The organism is Vibrio cholerae ATCC 14035, from assembly GCF_000621645.1.
Taxonomy (GTDB): domain Bacteria; phylum Pseudomonadota; class Gammaproteobacteria; order Enterobacterales; family Vibrionaceae; genus Vibrio; species Vibrio cholerae.
This window is the reverse complement of record NZ_JHXR01000015.1, coordinates 90,571-111,523: the sequence shown is the minus strand read 5'-3', so window position 1 is coordinate 111,523 and position 20,953 is coordinate 90,571. Positions and strand designations below refer to the sequence as shown.

19 protein-coding genes and 1 pseudogene are annotated in these 20,953 nt (G+C 49.3%); 11 read left to right on the top strand and 9 right to left on the bottom strand.

Annotated elements, in window-relative coordinates; all coding sequences use genetic code 11:
- The first annotated feature begins 89 nt into the window (after positions 1 to 89).
- The gene (locus tag T411_RS0109910; RefSeq protein WP_029274043.1) at positions 90 to 626 is read left to right on the top strand and encodes an ankyrin repeat domain-containing protein; all 537 of its coding nucleotides are present in this window, start codon (positions 90 to 92) and stop codon (positions 624 to 626) included.
- Between the two features lie 39 nt (positions 627 to 665).
- A complete protein-coding gene (sodC, locus tag T411_RS0109905) occupies positions 666 to 1,181 on the top strand; it encodes a superoxide dismutase family protein (protein ID WP_001071440.1) in 516 nt (171 codons plus the stop codon).
- Positions 1,182 to 1,225: 44 nt separating this feature from the next.
- Here the strand turns inward: sodC and T411_RS0109900 are convergent, their stop codons facing one another.
- A complete protein-coding gene (locus T411_RS0109900; protein WP_000993485.1) occupies positions 1,226 to 3,742 on the bottom strand; it encodes a YbcC family protein in 2,517 nt (838 codons plus the stop codon).
- On the bottom strand, positions 3,739 to 5,289 hold the full coding sequence (locus T411_RS0109895) for an NADH-quinone oxidoreductase subunit L (RefSeq protein ID WP_001292954.1): 1,551 nt from the start codon (positions 5,287 to 5,289) through the stop codon (positions 3,739 to 3,741). Before T411_RS0109895 ends, T411_RS0109900 begins: the two co-directional genes overlap by 4 nt.
- Positions 5,290 to 5,407: 118 nt before the next feature.
- Here T411_RS0109895 and T411_RS0109890 point away from each other — a divergent pair, with 118 nt between their 5' ends.
- The 7 genes and pseudogenes from T411_RS0109890 to T411_RS0109860 all read left to right on the top strand — a co-directional run bounded on the left by T411_RS0109890 (position 5,408) and on the right by T411_RS0109860 (position 10,397).
- Positions 5,408 to 6,280, top strand: a complete 873-nt coding sequence (locus tag T411_RS0109890) for a LysR family transcriptional regulator (RefSeq protein ID WP_001216246.1) — start codon at positions 5,408 to 5,410, stop codon at positions 6,278 to 6,280.
- 63 nt (positions 6,281 to 6,343) lie between these two features.
- Positions 6,344 to 8,014: a lipid A modification system glycine--protein ligase AlmE gene (gene almE / locus T411_RS0109885; RefSeq protein ID WP_001146753.1), complete on the top strand. Its 1,671-nt coding sequence runs from the start codon at positions 6,344 to 6,346 to the stop codon at positions 8,012 to 8,014.
- Positions 7,998 to 8,185: pseudogene (locus T411_RS01000000119285) on the top strand (lipid A modification system glycine carrier protein AlmF). Before almE ends, T411_RS01000000119285 begins: the two are co-directional and overlap by 17 nt.
- Position 8,186: 1 nt before the next feature.
- Positions 8,187 to 9,008: a glycine--lipid A transferase AlmG gene (gene almG / locus T411_RS0109875; protein WP_001912499.1), complete on the top strand. Its 822-nt coding sequence runs from the start codon at positions 8,187 to 8,189 to the stop codon at positions 9,006 to 9,008.
- 155 nt (positions 9,009 to 9,163) lie between these two features.
- The gene (yqfB, locus tag T411_RS0109870; protein WP_000115900.1) at positions 9,164 to 9,508 is read left to right on the top strand and encodes a N(4)-acetylcytidine aminohydrolase; all 345 of its coding nucleotides are present in this window, start codon (positions 9,164 to 9,166) and stop codon (positions 9,506 to 9,508) included.
- A 2-nt stretch (positions 9,509 to 9,510) separates the two neighbouring features.
- A complete protein-coding gene (locus T411_RS0109865) occupies positions 9,511 to 9,969 on the top strand; it encodes a DUF2127 domain-containing protein (protein ID WP_000072374.1) in 459 nt (152 codons plus the stop codon).
- A gap of 77 nt (positions 9,970 to 10,046) precedes the next feature.
- A complete protein-coding gene (locus T411_RS0109860) occupies positions 10,047 to 10,397 on the top strand; it encodes a DMT family protein (protein ID WP_001068360.1) in 351 nt (116 codons plus the stop codon).
- A 130-nt stretch (positions 10,398 to 10,527) separates the two neighbouring features.
- On the opposite strand, the gene T411_RS0109855 is transcribed toward T411_RS0109860, so the two are convergent.
- Positions 10,528 to 11,913 carry a class II fumarate hydratase gene (locus T411_RS0109855; RefSeq protein WP_000196490.1) on the bottom strand — a complete coding sequence of 462 codons (1,386 nt, stop codon included), beginning with the start codon at positions 11,911 to 11,913 and terminating at the stop codon, positions 10,528 to 10,530.
- A 15-nt stretch (positions 11,914 to 11,928) separates the two neighbouring features.
- A complete protein-coding gene (locus T411_RS0109850; protein ID WP_000431619.1) occupies positions 11,929 to 12,309 on the bottom strand; it encodes a hypothetical protein in 381 nt (126 codons plus the stop codon).
- Positions 12,310 to 12,831: 522 nt separating this feature from the next.
- On the opposite strand from T411_RS0109850, the gene T411_RS0109845 reads away from it, so the two are divergent.
- Positions 12,832 to 14,169: a cytochrome ubiquinol oxidase subunit I gene (locus tag T411_RS0109845; RefSeq protein ID WP_000887576.1), complete on the top strand. Its 1,338-nt coding sequence runs from the start codon at positions 12,832 to 12,834 to the stop codon at positions 14,167 to 14,169.
- Positions 14,166 to 15,158, top strand: a complete 993-nt coding sequence (locus T411_RS0109840; protein ID WP_000984103.1) for a cytochrome d ubiquinol oxidase subunit II — start codon at positions 14,166 to 14,168, stop codon at positions 15,156 to 15,158. Before T411_RS0109845 ends, T411_RS0109840 begins: the two co-directional genes overlap by 4 nt.
- A gap of 73 nt (positions 15,159 to 15,231) precedes the next feature.
- Here the strand turns inward: T411_RS0109840 and T411_RS0109835 are convergent, their stop codons facing one another.
- The 5 genes from T411_RS0109835 to T411_RS0109815 are packed head-to-tail and all read right to left on the bottom strand — an operon-like array spanning position 15,232 to position 20,813.
- Complete coding sequence (locus T411_RS0109835) at positions 15,232 to 15,933, bottom strand: ABC transporter ATP-binding protein (protein WP_000839105.1); 702 nt, start codon at positions 15,931 to 15,933, stop codon at positions 15,232 to 15,234.
- A complete protein-coding gene (locus T411_RS0109830) occupies positions 15,933 to 17,210 on the bottom strand; it encodes an ABC transporter permease (protein ID WP_001912497.1) in 1,278 nt (425 codons plus the stop codon). The genes T411_RS0109835 and T411_RS0109830 overlap by 1 nt, the downstream gene beginning before the upstream one ends.
- Before the next feature lie 3 nt (positions 17,211 to 17,213).
- Positions 17,214 to 18,428: an ABC transporter permease gene (locus T411_RS0109825; protein WP_001238019.1), complete on the bottom strand. Its 1,215-nt coding sequence runs from the start codon at positions 18,426 to 18,428 to the stop codon at positions 17,214 to 17,216.
- Complete coding sequence (locus tag T411_RS0109820; RefSeq protein ID WP_001032340.1) at positions 18,428 to 19,687, bottom strand: TolC family protein; 1,260 nt, start codon at positions 19,685 to 19,687, stop codon at positions 18,428 to 18,430. The genes T411_RS0109825 and T411_RS0109820 overlap by 1 nt, the downstream gene beginning before the upstream one ends.
- Entirely contained in the window at positions 19,680 to 20,813 is a 1,134-nt protein-coding gene (locus tag T411_RS0109815; RefSeq protein ID WP_001129600.1) for an efflux RND transporter periplasmic adaptor subunit, read from the bottom strand. Before T411_RS0109815 ends, T411_RS0109820 begins: the two co-directional genes overlap by 8 nt.
- Between the last annotated feature and the right edge of the window lie 140 nt (positions 20,814 to 20,953).

The window sequence follows — 20,953 nt, the reverse complement described above, 5'->3', positions numbered from 1 at the left end:
TAAAAATTTGCCCCGCAAGAGATAAATCCGCTCTTTTCTGCCCAGAAAATAGGGCTCTTGTGGGGCATTCACTATGGCAAAGGAGAGGAATGATGAAATGGCTATGGCAGCTCGCCCTAATCGGCTTATTAGTACTATCCCCTTTTAGATTGAGTGTAGCGGCTTCGGAGCCGTCTGGTACTGCACGGTCAGATACAAGCCAAGAGTACCAGTCTCTGATCTCACTCTTTTTCGCAGCAGTAAGGACAGGGAATGACGAAGTTGTGAATGAATTTCTCTCCGCTGGATTTCCGATTAATCAACGAAATGCGGAGAGCTATACCGCATTAATGGTTGCAGCCTACCAAGGCAACGCACAAACCGTGGAACTTTTACTACGCTTTGGAGCGAATGCTTGTTTGCAAGATAAACGTGGTAATACGGCTTTAATGGGAGCTCTACTGAAGCGGGAAATCCAAATCGCGAGAGCTTTATACCAAGCAGAGTGTGCGGATAACCTTCGCAATAAAGCGGGACTCTCGGTGCAAGAATTTGCTGAGTTGTACGGTCAATCTGAGACGTTAAAAGCGCTGCATCAAGAAAAATTGGCTGTGTCGTCTTCCACTCAATCACGACCTCTCAACTAACTGTGTCTTACTCTCAAACCCTCAATAAGGATATCCATCATGAATCAATTTACTTTGTTTGCGGTCGCCGCGTTTTTTTCTTCTTCGGTTTTGGCGCAAGAAATGACCGTAGTGATGACGGATTTGAGCTCTGGCCAATCCGTGGGCACCGTTACCTTAACTGATAGCGAGTATGGTACGGTCTTTACTCCGCAGTTAACTGGCTTGCCAGCCGGTTTGCACGGTTTTCATGTACACGCGAATGGCTCATGTGAAACCTCGTCCAAAGATGGCAAAACCGTATTAGGTGGCGCTGCGGGTGGGCATTATGATCCGCAAAACACGGGAAAACACGGCTATCCGTGGACCAACGACAATCACTTGGGTGATCTCCCAGCTTTGTACGTGGATGCGCAAGGCCAAGCAAATCAACCCGTTTTGGCATCCCGCTTCAAAATGGCAGAGGTAAAAGGTAAAGCTTTGATGGTCCACGCGGGCGGGGATAACCATTCCGACCATCCAATGCCTTTGGGTGGCGGTGGTGCGCGCATCGTATGTGGTGTGATTGGTTTATAAAACGCTTTAAATATTGTTGGCCATCCTAGATGGCCAACAATATTTTATCTCGCACTGGAATCTGAGCTGGGCTGAGTGATGCGTTGCCAAGTGCCTTGGAGATATATCTCAATCCCTTGATCAGCAAAACGGGCCAGATAGAGCCATTCATGCTTAACCAAATGTTCAACCACGCGGTGTGAAGCCATCACTTGCTCAATCCGTTCGCGCGGCGCATCAATCACCACAGTGAGACGTAAGGCTTCATGTCGCCACCCTTGGCCATCATGCAGCGATTGCAGGGCTAAGCCACAGCGCAGATCGCCTCCGTTGCCTTCAAAAAGACCGATATTTCCTCCTACCACATTATGCAAGGTTTTATTGCCACTGCCGAAGCGGCGATTATCGACGGTGGAGGCAAAATACTGCATGTTAATCCAGTGTGTGACCAGCATTGGGGCTGTCATAATTTGTGTCAGTAATTGCCCTTCGGGATCGCGCTCCGGTTGGTATTCATGCAAAAACACTCGACCATCGAGTTTCGCCTGCTTTGAACGTTGGCGCGGTGCAATGATAAAAGCGGCATTGTTGGTCAGCCCCCATTCAGGGCGAGTTTGCGTCCAATCATGGGCTCGACGCAGAAACGCTTGCTCCAACTGCTGGGCAGATAGGGCGTTGTCCTTGCTTGGAGGCGCTTGGTGGTTGTGATTCAATTCAAGACTTGGCGCGCGTTCTTGACGTGCGCCATGGCTGGCGGCCGTGAGCTGCTGATCAAGTTGTTCTAGCGCCTCGCGATGGCTTGTTGGGATCTCATGGCGATCAAAAAGCCTCATCGCTTCTGTCGTGGTGTTGTGTAGCGCCGCGATAAAGTGGACGTCATCGCGCAGCGAAATTCCATATTCAGGCAACGCTTGGCGCACCGCCTGATCATTTAGCAATGCTGCTAACGTGCGAGCGTTGACTTCGCCGCTTTGACCGCAGCAGGCTCCACAATCCAGCCCTGCACGCTGCGGATTATTTTGCGTCTGTGAGCCGTGCCCCACGAGTAGCACCAAGCGTGCTTGCTCGGTGGCGATCCCCAACGCTCGCAGAATGTTGGCCGCCATTTGAGCACGCTGCGCTAACGTCTGTGGATCGCGCGTGAATTGCGGTTTGACACTCTGCCACTCATGTTCCGTAAAGGCGAAACGCTCCACCGATGCACTCAATGCAGGGTAGGATAAGGTGCGTTTAAGGAGCTTGGTTAAATACGCCAACCCCGTGGTTTCCACCAGAGTAAACGTGGAGGCGGGGAGGTGATGAAACGCGCGCCAGCTAAAGTGTCGCTTGAGTCGAGCACGGCGACGCAAGGCCAATTTCGCGTCTTGATCTTCATTCCCTGTGCTGTCAGAGACGATCAAGCTCGGCGCTAATAAGCCCGGTAACTGTGGGCGGCTTGCTTCGGTGCCCAATAACTGATAGCGGATCGGTAAGCCAAAAAAGCCTGCGAAGCCAAGGGTTTGAATATGGGGTGATTGCGCTTCTAAGTGGCGGCGAATGACTTCTGAACGCACATCGATACAAAAAGCCGCTTGCACCTCGGGATAACTTGATTGGGGAGCCGACTCTTGTGCTGATGTCAGCGCAGCAAAAAGTTGGCGTTGATAGGCGATTTCCGCACTGCGTTGCCACAGTAGCGCAATGCGTAGTGCGCGATCCTCCTCGCACGATTGGCGCGGTGCCCAAGATTGCTGCCATTGTAACCACACAGAGCCCATACCGCGCTCACCATCATCAAGTAAGTTCTCCCAGCAGAGACGAATCGCCAACAGATCGCGCAGGTGCTCATCGTGCCGACCCTCAAACCCTGCCTGCCATGCGAGATAAGCACACCAGGATGCCCAGCCACTGATGCGCATTAACACGGCTTGTAAATACGTTTCTTGTTGCGCAGGGGCAATAGCGAGTTGCGCTAGAGTTTGCTCGATGGCGGCCATAGCATCCTCGGGAAGCTTGGTGGCTTTTTGTTTTACGCTTGTCTCGTTGAGCAGCAGCGTAATGCTGCGATCGTGGATCATCGCCTCACGCCAAGTGGCAAAGAGTCCGGTTTGCTGATCTGGGCTCCAATCGGCTTGATGATGGTCAAAATAGGCGGCGCAAAATTGCGAAATTTGATGGGTGATGGCGTCATTCCATGCGGGATGATGCTCAAGATCACGCCGGCTATCGACGGTGTCGCACAGCAATGGCCAAGGATGACTCGGCGCTGTGGGCTGTTGTAAAGCGGCAATCAAGGTAGATTCGCTAAGGTCACTGTTTTGTTCAGCGATGGCTTGTTGCAAATCCGCTGATTGGATTTGCTTATTTTGCCAACGAAGGTGGTAATCACTGAGCGTCATGGTCATGGGGGAGGCGGCCAATTGTTTGAGCTCGGCGGCGGCTTGTGCAAAGGGCTTATCAATCCGTTTCCAATAAGGGCTCACCGCAATCATGCGATCCAGCGGCCAGTTAGGAGCAATCAAGGCGCAGACTTGTTCGACAAGTGTCGATAATGCTGGGTTAGCGGTGGTGCTTAAAGCTGAGAGCGAACGTGGCGCATTCATACGCGTTCTCCTGTCGTCGGTTGCGCTTGAGTTGATGAAAGAGCGGTAGGCAGAGTTAATTGCACGGGCCAATATTTGAAGGTCAGGCGCGTAAAAGTCTCATCAAGATAAAAACCATGGTAAACCCAAGGATAGAGCCACAGTGATAAACGGCTTTTGGGGTAGAGGCAGAGCAGCACTTGCATCAGATACAAGGTGATAAAACAGAACATCACAAAGCTCAGCGCGAGTGGGCTAGCGGGGCGCAGCTCGGGTGCTAAACCCGCAAACAGCAGATGCCATACGAAATAGAGTTGGGTGAGTAGGGCAACCCGCAGCACACCGAGGCTCAAGCCACTTGGTGTAAAACGTCCACTTTGCCAAAGTAGCGGAGCAAAACCTAAGGCGAGAATCGCGACCACCGCATTGGGTAGATGCAAATTGGGTGTTAAGGATTGCCATAAATGGTGCAGTATCAGGATAAGCGCTGCGCTGAGCCCTACCGCGAGCAAAGCCCCCACGGCTTTACCATTGACACTTTGTGGGGCTTGAAAATCATGCAGACGTGCTCGCTCCACCGCTTCGCCAGAACTTAGGAAGGCATAAGCTTTATAAAGTGAATGCGCCACCAAATGGAGCAGGGCGAGCTCATATAAGCCTAAGCCGATTTCCATCAGCATAAAGCCCATTTGCGCGCACGTTGACCAAGCTAAACGAACTTTAATGCTGATCCGAGTCAGCATGACCATGCCAGCGAGCACCGCAGTGAGGCTACCGACGATCACCAGCAACCATTGCGCCGAAGGAACAAGTCCAATCAGTTCTGCGACGCGCAGCAGAACGAATCCCCCCATGTTAACCACACCCGCATGCAATAACGCCGAGACTGGCGTTGGCGCTTCCATCACCTGAATCAGCCAGCCGTGCAGAGGTAACTGGGCGGTTTTTAAGATAGCAGCGAAGGCGAGTAACAACGCAGCCCCTGTTAAGCTAAGTGGCAGCGAATCCTGCGCGTTTAACGCGAAGTGAATCTCTTGTAGCGACAAGCTACCGACATCGAGATAGATCAAACCGAGCGCTAACAACAAACAGATTTCGGCAAAACGGCTGACTAAGAATTTTTTGTGTGCCACCACGCGTGCGGCTTTGCGCTCTGGGTAAAAGGTCAGGAGACGATGTAGGCCAACGCTGGTTCCGCTCCACGCCAGCACGATCACAAGCAGATGCTGACTGGTGACCAACAAGGCTACGCAGCTTAGGGTAAACAGCGTGGCGGTGACAAAACGCGCTTGCTGCGCTTCGCCTTGCAGATAACGATGGGCGAAGCGGGTTATCACCCAGCCTAGGAGCGAGACGAGTATCGCCATCACGATGCCTAATCCATCGACTGGGACTAGGTTGATGCTCGCTTGCCCTATCGCAAAAAGGGTATTTCCAAGCATGGCGATGAAGCCGGCGAGAGTGGCGAACTTGGCGATACGCCACTGCTGTTGAGGTAACCATAAGCTCAATACAAGGCCACCAAGATACAAACTAACAAGGAGCCACTGGGGTGACAGTTCCGACATGGGTCGGCCTCCTGATTGAAAAATAAGATGTTATCGGTGGCGCTATTGTGGTTGCGAAGGAATGAGTAAGTAAAATATATTGTTATTAACAAAACGTTCTATAAAAGAGAACAAAGCGATGCGACATCTGAATTTTCACCATTTACATTACTTCTGGACTGTGGCTAAAGAGGGGCATCTCACTCGTGCTGCGCAGCAACTCAATGTGTCACAATCGGCGCTTTCTTCACAAATTCGTCAGTTAGAAGGTCAATTGGGGCATGATCTGTTTGTGCGCCAAGGGCGCAGTTTGCAGCTCACCGAAGTTGGGCATTTGGTTCTGGAATATGCCGAAAGCATATTTAACTTGAGCGGCGAGCTGCTTTCGATCATGGAGAGCGGTGAATTACAACGGGTACAGCAATTAAGGATTGGCTCGGTGGCGACCTTATCGCGAAACTTTCAGGAAAACTTTTTACGCCCTGTGCTCGGTAAATCGGATGTGCGGCTTATCTTGTCTTCCTCTACCTTGGAAGATCTTCTAGGTCAGTTACAAATGCATAAGCTCGACCTGATCCTTTCCAATCGTCCGGTACCGAGTGACTCAACGCAGCCTTGGCGTTGTAAGCGCATTGCACAGCAAAGTGTCTGCCTTGTCGGACCGCCGAGCGACACTTTGCGCCGTTATCAATTTCCGCAGGATTTACCTAAAGTGAAAACCTTGGTGCCGGGGGCAAGCAGTGAAATTCGGCTGCAATTTGATCTGTATTGTGAACAGTTAGGGTTAGCGGTAACGCCCTACGCTGAAGTCGATGATATGGCGATGTTGCGTCTATTGGCGCGCGATGTGGAAGGCGTCACTGTGGTGCCCGAGGTCGTGGTACAAGATGAAATTGAAACAGGGAGGCTGTGCAATTACGGAACACTGGACGCGGTGACCGAAAGCTTTTACGCGATCACCACGAAACGCCATTTTGATATGTCTATTGTCAATCGGTTGCTCGACAACTAGTTGCAATTATAGGTTGTAGACCTTCGCGCCATAGAAAGGAGGCCGGGCGCTCGGTAGCTGACAATGCCATACAATTCTGCGACAGATTTGTTACAGAGAGAGGGTTATGGTGTCGTGCATAACCAATTTATCAATAACATGGCGATGTACTGCGAGACAAGACACTCTATTTTGGCGGCTATTCAGGCTAACCGACATGCCCCTGCATTATGGGTTAAACAGAAAACCTACACCTATCAAGAGATGACCGATATGGCACTCTCATTGAGTGACTATTGGCATTTACAGGGCGTGCAGCGAGTTGCGATCCTTTCGGTGCGCGATCTCGCGGCTTATTCTGCGATATGGGCGAGCTATTTGGGCGGTATGACTTATATTCCGCTCAATGCGCGAGCAACAACAGAACAGATCCAAGAGACGCTGATCGCGACACAATGTGATTCCATCATGGTAGACGCGCAGCAATTGAGTCGTTTGTCCTCCTTACTAGAGACTTGCATTGACCGATTACACATTTATGCACTGCCTGATGTGGATGTGGAACCGTTACGTCAGCAATATCCTCAGCACACTTTTCACACAGTGCAAATAACCGAACAAGATGTGGAATTACTGGTAGTGAAATACCATTTAGACAATGAACATGAGTACGCTTATATCATGCAAACCTCAGGTTCGACTGGTAAACCCAAACGTATTGCGGTCAGCTACAGTAATTTGCATTGCTATATCAGTCAAATTGACAAACTATTTCCACTCAATGCGCAAGATCGAGTGGGGCAATATTCTGATTTGACTTTTGATCTTTCGGTACATGATATTTTTTACAGTTTGATCTCTGGTGCTTGTTTATATGTTGTGCCTGAATTGGCGAAATTAAGTCCAGCAGAATTTATTCGTCACCATCAATTAACGGTATGGCTTTCTGTGCCTACTGTTATTGAGTTGGCCCTACAAAGACAAACCTTAACCCCACACAGTTTACCTTCTCTGCGACTGAGTTTTTTCTGCGGACAAGCCTTGCTGCATGATTTAGCCGAACAATGGCAACAGGCCACCCAGCAGCCGGTGATCAATCTGTATGGTCCAACAGAGTGCACGATTGCCGTTACCTATCATCGATTTGTCGCCCATTCAGGTATGGCATCGGTGCCGATTGGTCGTGCTTTTGAAGAGGAGTGTTTAGCCATCATCAACGAACAAGGCGAGTTGATGCGCTTTGAATCTGCACCCGAGGGGTATCGCGGAGAATTACTTCTGTCGGGCAAACAGTTAGTGAAGGGTTATCTGAATGATCCGCTGAATACGCAAAGTGCCTTTTTCCAGCACGAAGGGCGTCTTTGGTGTCGTTCAGGTGACATTGTCACTAAATCAAATGGCGTGCTGATTCATCTTGGGCGCCGCGATCACCAAGTGAAAATTGCCGGACAACGGGTGGAATTAGAAGAGATTGAAACCGTTGTTCGCCGCGTGACTCAAGCGCACAGCGTGGCGATTGTGCCTTGGCCTTTAAGTGAGTCGGGCTATGCCAGCGGCACGGTGGCGTTTGTGGATACCCATACCCAATGGCAACCAGATCTGTGGTTGAGCCAATGCAAACAACAATTAAATCCGACTTTTGTGCCTAAGCGTTGGTATGCCATTGAACAATTACCAAGAAATGCCAATGGCAAAACCGATATTAAAGCTTTACAACAACAATTAGCGAGTCAGACATATGAAACAAGCCATTGAAAATATCCTTATTGAGCGATTACAAACCAGTATTGAGGGTATTTCATCGATATTGTCGCCAAAGTAGAAAGCCAGTTTTCGGCACAAATTAATCTATTTGATATGCCATTAACCATGGAATCGTCAGTCAATGAAGTCATTGATTGGTTAGTGAGCGAAGTAGGGGAATAACGTGCGTATTTTTTGGTTAAAAGCGTTAACCTCAGGTTTATTTTATTTACCACTGTCGATAAAAAATGGTTTATGCCGCCTCGTGGCTAAGCCGATAAGTCGGAAAAAAATGGCAGCGGCTTTAACGCAACTTAATTACGCGTTACCTGATTTGAGTGACGTAAAAAAGCAGGCGATTGTTGAGCAATCCACGCGCTTATCATTGAAGAATTTACTCGGGTTTTGCCATCTTAAGCGTTACCAATATCAAGTTGAACAGCCTGACTTGGTTCAAGAGATCCTAGATAACCAAGGCGGCGGTATTATCGTTTGTCCCCATATGGGCGTTTACGATGGGGTGACTTGGTGGCTTAACCAGCAAGGTAAAAAAGCCGTCACTATTTTTGGGGCGGGCAGCTCAGGCGATCGTCCAGATGAAAATGCCATGATCTCCCAAGCTGCGAAATTAGCCAGAGTTCCCTATCTGCTACGCAAACAAAACTTGATGTTGGAGTTAGCACAGCGGATCAAACAAGGTGAATGGGTGGTGTTACATATGGATATGCGCACTGAAGGTGTGCCTGTTCGTTGGTTTGGGCAAGCCACACAATTGTCGGCAACGCCTTTTTTCCTTGCGCATAAACTCGCATGCCCGATCTATTTTCATTATGCGCTCAGTGAGGGAATGACGCAGAGACTGCATTTCTCGCGCTTTGCCTTGCACCAAACCGATGACTTAAGTCGCAATATTGCGCAGGATGCGCAGCAGTTAGCCGACATGATGCAGCAAGCGATCACCGCGCATCCCGAGCAGTGGATCTGGCTTTATCGGCGTTTTAAGTAAAAGCAATTCGGTGTATCTAAGAAGTTGATGTGGATGATTGAGCGCCACGCGCGATTCGCTGATTCATCACACAAACAGCCTCGATAATCCCTTGACCTCATTAGGGGAATGCTTCATAAAGCCCCCCTGATACGCGATTTATCGAGGCTCTTAATATGTCCGTCCCAACTCAAATTACCTTTTTTGAATTTTTGACCCCCTTGGTGGCCTCTGGCCAGAAGACCATCACCATCCGTGATAAATCGGAGAGCCATTACGTGCCCGGCACTCGCGTTGAAGTGTTCACTTTAGAAACCCAGCGTAAAGTGTGTGAGATAGATATTCTGGCGGTTGAACCGCTCAAGTTTGATGAGATCAACGAGTTTCACGCTGAGCAAGAAGCGATAGAATTACCCAAACTCAAGGCGTTGATCCAAGAGATTTACCCCAATATCGATGAGCTGTATGTCATTACTTATCAACTAGCGAAGTCATCGAGCGCAAGAATCATGGTGAAATAAGCATGTCGAATACACACCAAGGCTTAAAAGCGGTCGCGATTTTAGAGTCGACCAAAGGGATTGTGTCGCTATTGTTGGGGTTAGGGCTGCACTATGTTGCTGGCGATAGCCTACAGCAGTTGTTGCTAGATCTGTTACAGCACTTGCACCTTAATCCTGCCAGTTATTGGCCAGAGAAATTACTGCATCAAGCGGGGCTTCTCACCCATTTCAATTTGAACTGGGTGGCCGCAGGTGCGCTAGTGTATGGTGCGATCCGTTTGATTGAAGCTTATGGTCTTTGGCACAACTTATTATGGACGGAGTGGTTTGCACTGCTCAGCGGAGCCATCTATCTACCATTTGAAGTGTATGAGTTGTTTACCCATCCTGGTGTATTCAGTATGGCGGCTCTACTGATTAACCTAGTTATTGTGCTTTATATGTATCGGATTATCCGCAATAAAGTACCGCAAAGGTAAGATGCAAACGGCATGGCGCTCCTATAGACTAGCGGCGCCGTAGTTTGGGACGGTTATCCAAAGAGGACAGAGTAAAAATGAATCCGATTGTGGTCAGTGTCGGTCTGCTGATTTGCAGCAATGTGTTTATGACTTTTGCTTGGTACGCGCATCTTAAAGAGCTGAATAACAAACCGTGGATTATTGCGGCGTTGGTGAGCTGGGGCATTGCGCTGTTTGAATACTTACTGCAAGTACCCGCCAATCGAATTGGTTATACCGCGCTAAATGTTGGGCAACTTAAAATTTTGCAAGAAGTGATTACCTTAATGGTGTTTGTGCCTTTCTCAGTCTTTTATCTGCGTGAACCATTAAAGCTCGATTATTTGTGGGCTGGGCTTTGTCTGGTTGGGGCGGTCTATTTCGCCTTTCGCAGCAAGTTTGCTTAACCTTGATCTAGGCTCCTTATCGATCGTTTAGCGGCATAAAAACCGGAATGATATCTAGAATTCGCCCCTCCAATGAGGGGCGCATTCTTTTATGGCTAAGGTTTAATGGCTAGGGTTTTATGGCTAAGGTTTAATGGGCAATCCCGCCTTGTGTGAGATTTTTCGGGTCAAGCAGGGCTTCAAGCGCGGCGCGATCAAGGTCCGTCTCTTCCGCAGCGACATCCAAAATCGCGCGGCCTTGCTGGTAGGCTTTTTTGGCAATATCAGCCGCTTTGAGATAACCAATGACAGGGTTCAAGGCGGTGACGAGAATCGGGTTTTTGGCCAAGGCTTTTTCCAGATTGTCATGACGAACTTTAAAGGTTGCGATGGCTTTATCGGCGAGCGCATGGCACGCATTGGTCAATAATGCTATTGATTCCAGTAGGTTGTGCGCGATCACAGGCAGCATCACATTAAGCTGGAAATTACCGGATTGGCCAGCCACGGTAATGGTAGTGTCATTGCCAATCACTTGCGCAGCGACCATAGTCACGGCTTCCGGGATCACAGGGTTAACTTTTCCCGGCATGATCGAGGAGCCCGGTTGTAAGCCTTGCAGCTCAATTTCCCCTAGCCCCGCCAAGGGACCTGAGTTCATCCAGCGCAAATCGTTAGCGATTTTCATCAGCGCGACTGCGGCGGTTTTCAACTGACCAGAAAGGCCGACCACGCAGTCTTGGCTGCTTAGGTTATAGAAAAAATTGTCGCTGGGCTGAAAAGCAACATGACTCAATTGACTGAGGTTATCGGCAAAAATACGCGCGAAGCGCGGATCCGCATTAATGCCTGTGCCGACCGCTGTGCCGCCTTGCGCCAAGGCTTTGATGGGGGAAAGCGCATGGCTGATGCCTTGCGCGGCGTTGTCGATTTGGCTTTTCCATCCACCCAGTTCTTGTGCGAAAGTCACGGGCATCGCATCCATCAAATGGGGGCGGCCAGTTTTGACCACATCAGCCAACTCTGACTGTTTATCCGCGAGAGTTTGACTTAAATGCGCCAAGGCGGGGAGCAGTTGCTGCTCAATATTGATGGCCGCACTGACTTGGATTGCTGTTGGGATCACATCATTACTGCTTTGTCCCATGTTGACATGATCGTTTGGACTCACCGCATAGCCCAACTCACGCGAGGCGAGGGTGGCAATCACCTCATTGGCGTTCATATTGGAGCTGGTGCCTGAACCTGTTTGGAAAACATCAATCGGGAACTGTTCGGCATACTGACCATCAATCACCGCTTGCGATGCATTGGCAATCGCTTGGGCGATGTCCCCTTCTAAATGACCTAACTGCGCATTGGTCATCGCCGCCGCTTGTTTAATGTAGGCGAGGGCAGCAATAAACGCGCTAGGCATGGTGTAGCGGCTTAACGTAAAGTTATCTACGGCACGTTGAGTTTGTGCTTGATAAAGCGCATCAGCAGGGACTTTGACCTCACCCATGCTGTCTTTTTCAATTCGGTATTCGCGAGTCATAACAGATCCTTTTGGTTAATCAAGCGGGGCTTGAATTCGTTGTAATTGTTGTTTGAGTTGGCGTAAACGCAGTTCACCGTTATCCACTTGTTGATAACATTTGTTGAGCTCCATCAAGAGGATATAGATGGAATCAAGGCAGACGCGGCGGAAAATGCGGCTACGTGTAGGGTCTTGAATGGCATCTAAAAAATGGAAGTAGATTTGGCGTAGAAACAGTTCACACAGCAGGAAGTTTTGCTCTTTTGCACCTTGGTAATGGAGTGAGGCGAGTAAGCGCGCGCAATGAATGTAATCATAGATCACTTCGGGTTCAAAACCGCTCTCCACCTCATGCGCTAGAAATCGATCCTGCGCCTTAAAAAAGGCGTTGTATAACCACGTTCTGTTTTCCATATCCCCCCCTTCTTCATTTAAATGATAATTATTATCACATTAATGATGATTGCAACCGACTTTTGCGTTTATGGACGAAAAAAGCAGTCCAACCTGAACAGGAATGGCGAATCGTGTATACCCTTCCTACTTGAAGCTGCAGCGGTGTTGGCTACGTTCGTTCACCCCAATCACATAGTGTATCTATGCTCATGGGGATGAACTCACTTGCCGCCTACCTGCAACTCCAAGTAGTTTGGGTGTATAAAAATCCTTGGACTATGGCGTTGATGGTTTGATCGCTCACTTAAGGCGTTATTTCTTATCCTTATCAGGTAATGTTTTGTCATTATTTCTCTGAGTTTAGATACACCTTTCCTCTCGGTTTCCTTCATCAAAATTGATACAAATCAAATTTGTCTGGCACGGGCAATTTGCGCTGCGCGGACTAAACCAATCCAGTGCCAATGACGTATGAGTCACTAAAGATGGTCGTTAGTGTTAACCCCATCACTGGTTTGTTTCATTTTTTGAGGAAAAGAGATGTTAGATACCCTCATGCTGTCGCGGATCCAATTCGCTGCCAATATCAGCTTTCATATACTGTTTCCCACCATCACCATTGCGTTGGGCTGGATATTGGTGTTTTTCAAATGGCGTTATTTACGAACACAAGTCAGTGAATGGCTCGATCTCTACTATTTCTGGGTAAAAGTGTTTGCGCTGACTTTTGCTCTTGGGGTGGTGTCGGGCATTACCATGAGTTTTCAATTTGGCACTAACTGGCCGGGCTTTATGGAGCGGGTGGGCAATGTGGCAGGTCCCTTACTTGGCTATGAAGTGATGACCGCCTTCTTTATGGAAGCGACGTTTCTTGGTGTGATGCTGTTTGGCCGAGGGCGTGTACCCGAATGGTTGCACACACTATCGACTGTGCTGGTGGCCGTGGGCACAAGTTTATCTGCGTTTTGGATTCTGGTGCTCAACAGTTGGATGCACACTCCAGCCGGTTATGAAGTGATTGATGGCGTGGTGCATGTCACCAGTTGGAAGGAGGTGATTTTTAACCCCTCGATGCCATATCGCTTAGCGCATACTTTGCTGGCATCGGCATTGACGGCAAGTTTTTTGATTGCTGGGATCAGTGCTTATCAAGTGCTGCGTAATGCCAAACATCAAGCCGCCAAAATGGGCTTAAAAGTGGCCGTGAGTGTGGCCGCGTTAGCGATTCCTGTACAGATCTTGGTGGGGGATTTACACGGCCTCAACACCTTAGAACATCAACCAGCGAAAATTGCGGCGATGGAGGGGGTATGGCAGACCGAGCGCGGCGCACCGCTACTGCTGTTTGCTCTGCCAAATGAAGAGACTCGCAGCAATGATTTTGCTCTTGGTATTCCGAATTTGGCCAGCTTGATTTTAACCCATGATATGAACGGGGAAATTGTTGGACTTGATGCCTTCGCGCCAGATCATCCCCCCGTCGCACCGCTGTTTTTTGGTTTTCGCGTCATGGTGGGAGTAGGCGTACTGATGCTGTTGGTCAGTTGGTTTGGCGCTTGGCATTTATGGCGTAACAAACCGCTGCCCAAGCCCTATATGTATGCCTTAATCGGCATGACCTTTTCGGGTTGGGTCGCCACGATTGCGGGCTGGTATGTCACGGAAATTGGTCGCCAGCCTTGGCTGGTGAGTGGCGTATTGCGAACCTCTGAAGCCGTGACCCCCGTGGCCAGTAGCTCGGTTGGGATCTCGCTGACGCTTTATCTCATCACTTATGTTGTATTGTTGGTCGCTTATGTTCACACCCTATTTTACCTTGCGCGTAAAACAGGACACGCACCGCAAGTTTCACCAAGCTCTACAAAGGCCGCGTTATGATGCAGTATTTGCCAGAAATTTATTTGTTGTTGTTGGGGTTCACCGTGTTTATGTACGCGGTGTTGGATGGTTATGACTTGGGCGTAGGCATTTTACTGCCGCGTAATGATGTGGCGCAGCGCGATCGAATGATCGCCTCGATTGGCCCATTTTGGGATGCCAATGAAACTTGGTTAGTGTTGGCGGTCGGTATCTTGCTGATTGCCTTTCCTACGGCACATAGCCTGATATTTACTGAGCTTTATCTGCCGACTGCGTTGATGCTGATTGCGCTTATCATGCGTGGAGTCGCGTTTGATTTTCGGGCAAAAGCCAAAGCCGACCACAAAGATCATTGGGATCTGTGCTTTAAAATCGGCTCTCTGCTGGCCGCGCTTACCCAAGGCTATATGATTGGCCGCTATGTCGTCGGATTTGAATCTGCGCCTGAAGCTTATGCTTTTGCGGTGTTAAGTGCACTCTGTGTGGCCGCCGCCTATGTGTATATTGGTGGCGCTTGGTTGGTGCTCAAAACCGAAGGGGAGCTGCAAGTGCGTGCCGCGCGTTGGTCGCGTAAAGCAGGATGGCTGGCGGCGTTAGGGGTGCTGTCGGTCAGTTTGGTCAATCCATGGGTGAATTCTGCAGTCGCAGAACGTTGGTTTAGTTTTCCTGAGGTGATCCTACTTGCGCCGATCCCTATTATCGTTTTTGCCACGATTTTAGTGGTGGATCGCTATCTCAAACGCGTACCGACGGTGAATGATGCGGGTGTGCAATGGCCTTTCTTTGGTGTGGTGCTGATTTTTGGATTGAGTTTCCTCGGGCTCGCGTACAGCTTCTTTCCTGAGATCGTCCCCGGAATCATGACTGCGCAGCAGGCGGCGTCATCACCCGAAACCTTGATGGTGGTAGGGATTGGCGTGGTGATCGTCATGCCAACCATTCTGCTGTACACCTTTTTTGTGTATCGGATTTTCAAAGGCAAAGCGACCGATCTAAGCTATCTGTGACCTTTACTACACTTGAATCCAAACAAACGGCACATCACGCGCCGTTTGTTTTATCCGCACCATTAGGTGGTAGTTAAGCCGTGGGCTCATCACTGACGACTTGCCCATCTCGAATGGTCACAATTCGCTTAGTACGTTTGGCTAGCTCATTATCATGAGTGACGACGATAATGGTGCGACCTTCGCGGTGCAGTTCATTGAACAGCGCTTCAATTTCGGCACCGGATTTTGAATCCAGCGCACCAGTTGGCTCATCTGCCAGCAGAATTTGTGGCTGATTGATCAGTGCGCGCGCAATCGCAACGCGCTGTTTTTGTCCGCCTGACAACTGATTGGGTTTGTGATCTAAGCGATCCGCAAGGCCAACTCGAGTTAAGAGTTCTGTGGCGCGTCGACGGCGATCTTTGGCTTTTACTCCCGCATACACCAAAGGAAGGGCGACATTATCCAGAGCACTGGCGTATTCCAATAGGTTGAAGCTTTGGAACACAAAACCAATCTTTTGATTGCGGATCGCAGCCAGTTGCTGAGTGCTTAGGCTATCGACCGGATGTCCGTCCAATTGATAGCGGCCCGCGGTAGGTTTATCCAAACAGCCCAGTACGTTCATCAGGGTTGATTTACCCGATCCCGAAGGTCCGAGAATTGCCAAGAATTCACCGTGACGAATGGTTAAGTCGACGCCATCAAGCGCTTTAACCACGTTTTGCCCACTGGTGTAATGTTTACAAATTTGCTGTAGCTCCACCAAAGGAGCAGGAGATAAAGACTTCATTATTCACTCTGTAATGCTTGTAACGGTGTCACTTTTGCTGCGTGATTGGCGGGTAACCAAGCAGCAACAATGCCCATCACGGTAAGGGTGACAATCACTATCACAATGACGCTAAGCGACAGCTCTGGAACCGGTTGGCCTAAGTGGTCATAAATCGGATTGCCCTGTAAAGGAATGGCGGCGAGTAGGCGAACCATCGCACATGTCACACCTAAGCCGGCAATTCCTCCCAATCCCATCGTGATCAAAGATTGAGCCAAATAGTGGCAGCGAATGGTATTGGGGGTTGCACCTACAGCCATGCGTACGCCAATGTCGCGTGTGGCCCGCTTCACGGTAGCAAACATCACATTGGTAATGCCTAAACTTGCTACGGCTAAAGTGATAAACCCAATAATGCCAAGGAAGCTTTGTAGTCTCAGCAGAAACTGCTGCATACTTTTCTGGCTCAAAAAGTGGTCTTGCACCATGACAATTTGCTGATCTTGCAAGCTCGCGGCGTATTTGCGTTTTAACACTTGCTGTACCGTGGCTGCCAACGCTTGACGGTCACTGCCCACCCTCGGTTCAAGATTAATTCCGCTGATCGCTTGGTTGGGGTGAAAACGCTGCCAAGTACTGAATGGCGTAAAACCACTGTAATCAATAGGTGAACCCTGCTCAATGTTGCCGCTGTTTTTGGCCAGCACTCCGATCACCGTAAATTCGTGTGCGCCTATTTTGGCAATCTGACCGACAGGATCTTGCTCTAACTCGCCGCCGCTAAACCAGTCGCCCTCTTGCTGATTAAACAGTTGTACCGCGAGTTGATAACCGAGGACGACCACTTTACGTTGCTGTGTTTCATCAACGGGATTAAACCAGCGCCCGCCGGGTAACAATCGCAGTTTATTCATCGCCTGATACTCACTTTTCACCGCGTAAGGCATCATCCATGAACGCTTATCTGCAAACGTGATCAGCTCTTGCCACTCGGCCGAAGGAAGTGCGTGTTTGACCATAGGCAGAGCGGCCAAGACTTGGCTATCTTGCTCGGTGAGAGAAAGTGCTTGCCCCTCATGAAAACGGCCATGGGTTTGCGTGGCATAACCGCCGCTGACATGAATTAGGTTACCATTGCCATTTTGGATGGTGCGTACAATTCCACTACGGATCCCTTCACCGACCGCAAGTAGCCCTGCGATACATAAGGTTGACCACGCAACGGCCAAAATAGTGAGGCTCAATCTGAGCTTTTCGGCCGCCATTTCCTGCATAATTTGTCTTATTGGCAACATGCATTAACTCCGACTACTGAGCGCAATGACGGGCTCTAATTGCGCCGCTCTGCGAGCTGGGAAGTAGGCCGCCGCTAAGGCTAAAATGCTAGTCACCAACATAGAAAGACAGACGGTGGTGGAAGTGATCACCGGCTCGCCAAGCCATGTGGGTAGGCCAAGGTGATTAAGCAGCAACACGCCAAAGTAGGCCAGCAGTAAGCCTGCTAACGCCCCGATGACCACCAGCAGCAATCCTTCTAATAAAAACTGCTGTTGAATTCGTTGCGGTGTAGCACCAATGGCTAAACGCACTCCGATTTCTCGCGTACGCTCGGTCACCGCTAAAAACATCATATTGGCAACGCCTAAGATGCCGACAGCCATAGTCATCATGCCACTGGCGGCGAGAAAGGCTTGAATTCCTCGTAAAATGGCAGTGATCACCGCAACACCACTGCCGAAATCGGGGAGAAAGACCGCCTCTTGATCCTCAGGTGAGAAATGTAACCGCTGAGCAAAAGTGTGACGTAACTGCTCGCGTAACGCCCAGCTTGAAACACCTTGAGCGGGCAGTACCAACATCATGTTCGGTTGGGTATCCCAAATGTCTTTAAATGTGGAGCTTGGAATAAACACTTTTTGGTTATCACCAAATGAAAAGCGGCTGCTTTCATCATCCATAATGCCAATCACTCGAAAAGCGATGCCACGAATTTTGAATTCATCTCCAATCTTAAGCTGGCTGGTGGCTGCAACGTGATCGCCAAGAATGGCCACACGGCGGTGGTTGTGTTGATCATGAAGGCTGAAATCTCGTGAACCTAAGGTGAGTTTTAATCCAGCAAGAGAGAAATACCCTCTATCCACACCACTGACCATACTACCAATCGCTGTCCCTCGCTGTTGGGTGATGGAGACTTCTCGATTCTCATAGACGATGGAGTAACGTTGGATCTCCGGACGTTGTGCGACTTCACGCATTAACGATTCGGTCAGTTGAATCGGGCGTCTCGCAGGCATGCCTTGCCACACTTCGCTGGTCTGGCCGGAGGCGACCATTTGTGTTTCTTGCAACAGAAAGCGAAAGGATTCGGTTTGAGCACGATAAAACCCTTCGCCGAGCGCCATCAAGATCACCACAGAAATCACCCCCCAGCTAATCGCGGTGATCGCCAATACGCTTTTCAGGCGATGAGCGAGCAAAGTTTGCCAAGATTGCTGTAACAAGAGGCGCATTAACGAAAGGCTCCTGAAAGCTGAGCGATGGCATTATCGTTCAACTGACCTGTTAATTTGAGTAGCTCAATGCGCTGACGCCAATAGCTATACCAACGACTGGCCAGATTATGTTTGGCTCGAAATAGGCTGTTGTGCGCATCGATTAAATCGGAGGCTTCGGCTAAGCCAGCATCAAACAGTTGCTGTTTACTGCGCAGCACTTTATCGCGATGGGTCACTTGCTGATCCGCCATGGTAATTTGCTGCCATTCAATCTCAACCTGCTGAATTTGTTGACGCAAATTTTGATCTAATCCGATCTCGACTTTGCGTTGCTGTTGCTGAGCCATCAACCAGTTGAGATGAGCTTTTTCGTTATCACTGCGGGTTGCTCCATTTAAATCAATCGGGATGGAGAGCGTGAGACCAGCATTGAATTCACCGTTTCGTTGATCGCCGTCTTGATAGCCTGCAGAGGCGCGCAAACTCGGATAATACCCACTTTGACTCTGCTGCTTAGCAATTTGGCTGATCGCCACTTTTTGGATAGCAATCAAGAGCTCAGGGCTGTGATCTTTGGCGGCGGTAAGCCAGTCATCCAGTTCAGCACTGAATGGCCAACTCGGTGTTGGCGTGTGGGTATCCACTTCATCCACTTGCGGGGCTGAGGCATTGATCAGTATTGAGAGTTGGCTGCGTTTGGTTTCGAGTTCAGCCTGCGCATTGAGAATGGTTGACTCTTCATCAAGTTGGTTGACACGTAGCTCTTCCAACTCCACAGATTTTATTTTACCCGCCAGATAACGCTGTTCAGCGATGGCTAATAATTGTGCGCCATCCGCTTGTTTTTGCTGGGCAAGAGTCAAATTACTTTGCGCTTCCGCTAAGGCAAAATAAGCGCTGAGTAACTGATGAGCGAGCTGGTTATAAGCTTGGTTACGTTCAAGTTGAGCTAACACCCAGTCCGCATCGGCTTTATCCAACGCGATCCATTTTCGGCTATCCCACAAGGTTTGCTCAATGGTGGCGCCATAACTGCTCGATCCATTTTGGCTTTCTGACCAGTTCATTCCGGCACTGCCTGAGAGTGAAGGAAGGAGATCGCTTTTGGCGAGATACTTATCTTGCACGCTGAGCTGCACCGAGAGTTCGGCAATGTGTGCATCGGGTGACTGTTGTTTGGCTTGCTGCCACGCTTGCTCGATGGAGAGCGCTAAAGCAGAAGAAGATGCCATCAGGCTAGTCAGTACACACGCGGTGAGAAAGCCCTTATTCATGCTGGCCTCCCAGCATGCTGTTATCCACTATGCTGTCTTTTTCGGCTACGCCTTCTAAGATCTCAACCTGTACGCCGTCAGAAAGCCCAAGCTTGACCGGATGAGCGGTATAGCCTTGTGCAGAGCCATCCGCAATCAGCACCATGGGCGTTTCGCCCTCAAACTGTAATGCGCGCTCCGGAAGGGTAATAACATCCGCGGCACGTTGTAAGGTGATTTTTGCGCTGGCAGAGAATCCAGAACGTAATGTCATGTTTTCAGGGATGTCTAATTGTCCGATTTCGACTTGAAATCCGTTATCAAAACTTTTGCCATCTTTGTTTTCAGGATTATTTAAGCGCTCCGATTGAATCGCGACTTTGGTCAACTGACCATTGATCACCTGCTCAGGGTAGGGGGCAACGGTAATACTGGCGGGCATGCCGGCATTCAGCTGCGCAGCATCATGTTCACTGACACTGCCTTTAAACACGATATTTTTCATATCCGCTAACTGGATCATTTCTGTTGCCGCTTGGCTCGACTCGGTAGAGATGATCGGCTCTCCGACCTCGACTTTGATATTTAAAATCGTGCCACTGATCGGGGCATATAGAGTAGAGGAGAGCTTGGCTTGCCCAATCGAAGCTTCACCGCTGCGGATCAACTCTAGGTTTTGGCGTTTTTGCTGCACTTCGGCTTGCTTAGCTTTGACGTCGGCTTTCGCGCGGACGTAATCATCATAATTGGCAGGAATGATTTGCTGTTTCACTAAGCGCTCAAGGTTGGCTAAGCGTTGTAAGTCTGATTCAAGATTTGCTTCACTTTGCATCAGTTCTGTGGAGGCATCGGTCAACGCCTGTGGTGTTGGATTCGGACGAACCTTAATCAAGGGTTGTCCTTGCTCAACATGTTGCCCTTCACGCACATAAATTTCACCGACAATACCGTTGATTTGCGATTTAATTGCCACCGAATGTGAAGGCATGATTTGACCAACCGCGACCGCCTGTTTCTCTATTGTTCCCCGGCTGACGTTGAGGGTCGGTAATGGGGATGAAGACTCAGGGGTATAAGTGAGAGTGTAATAACCACCTGCCAAGCCAACACCTACTAAGGTTGCAAGAAGTGTCCAACGTTTTGCCATAAAAAACTCATTTATTTCATCAATCAATTAGAGACGGGATTCAGACTAAGGATGATAAGGAAAGTTCAAAAAAACGTTGTTTTTTAACATGCGAAGGGAAAAATAAAAAGCCCTGTCCATGCTGTATGAACAGGGCTTAG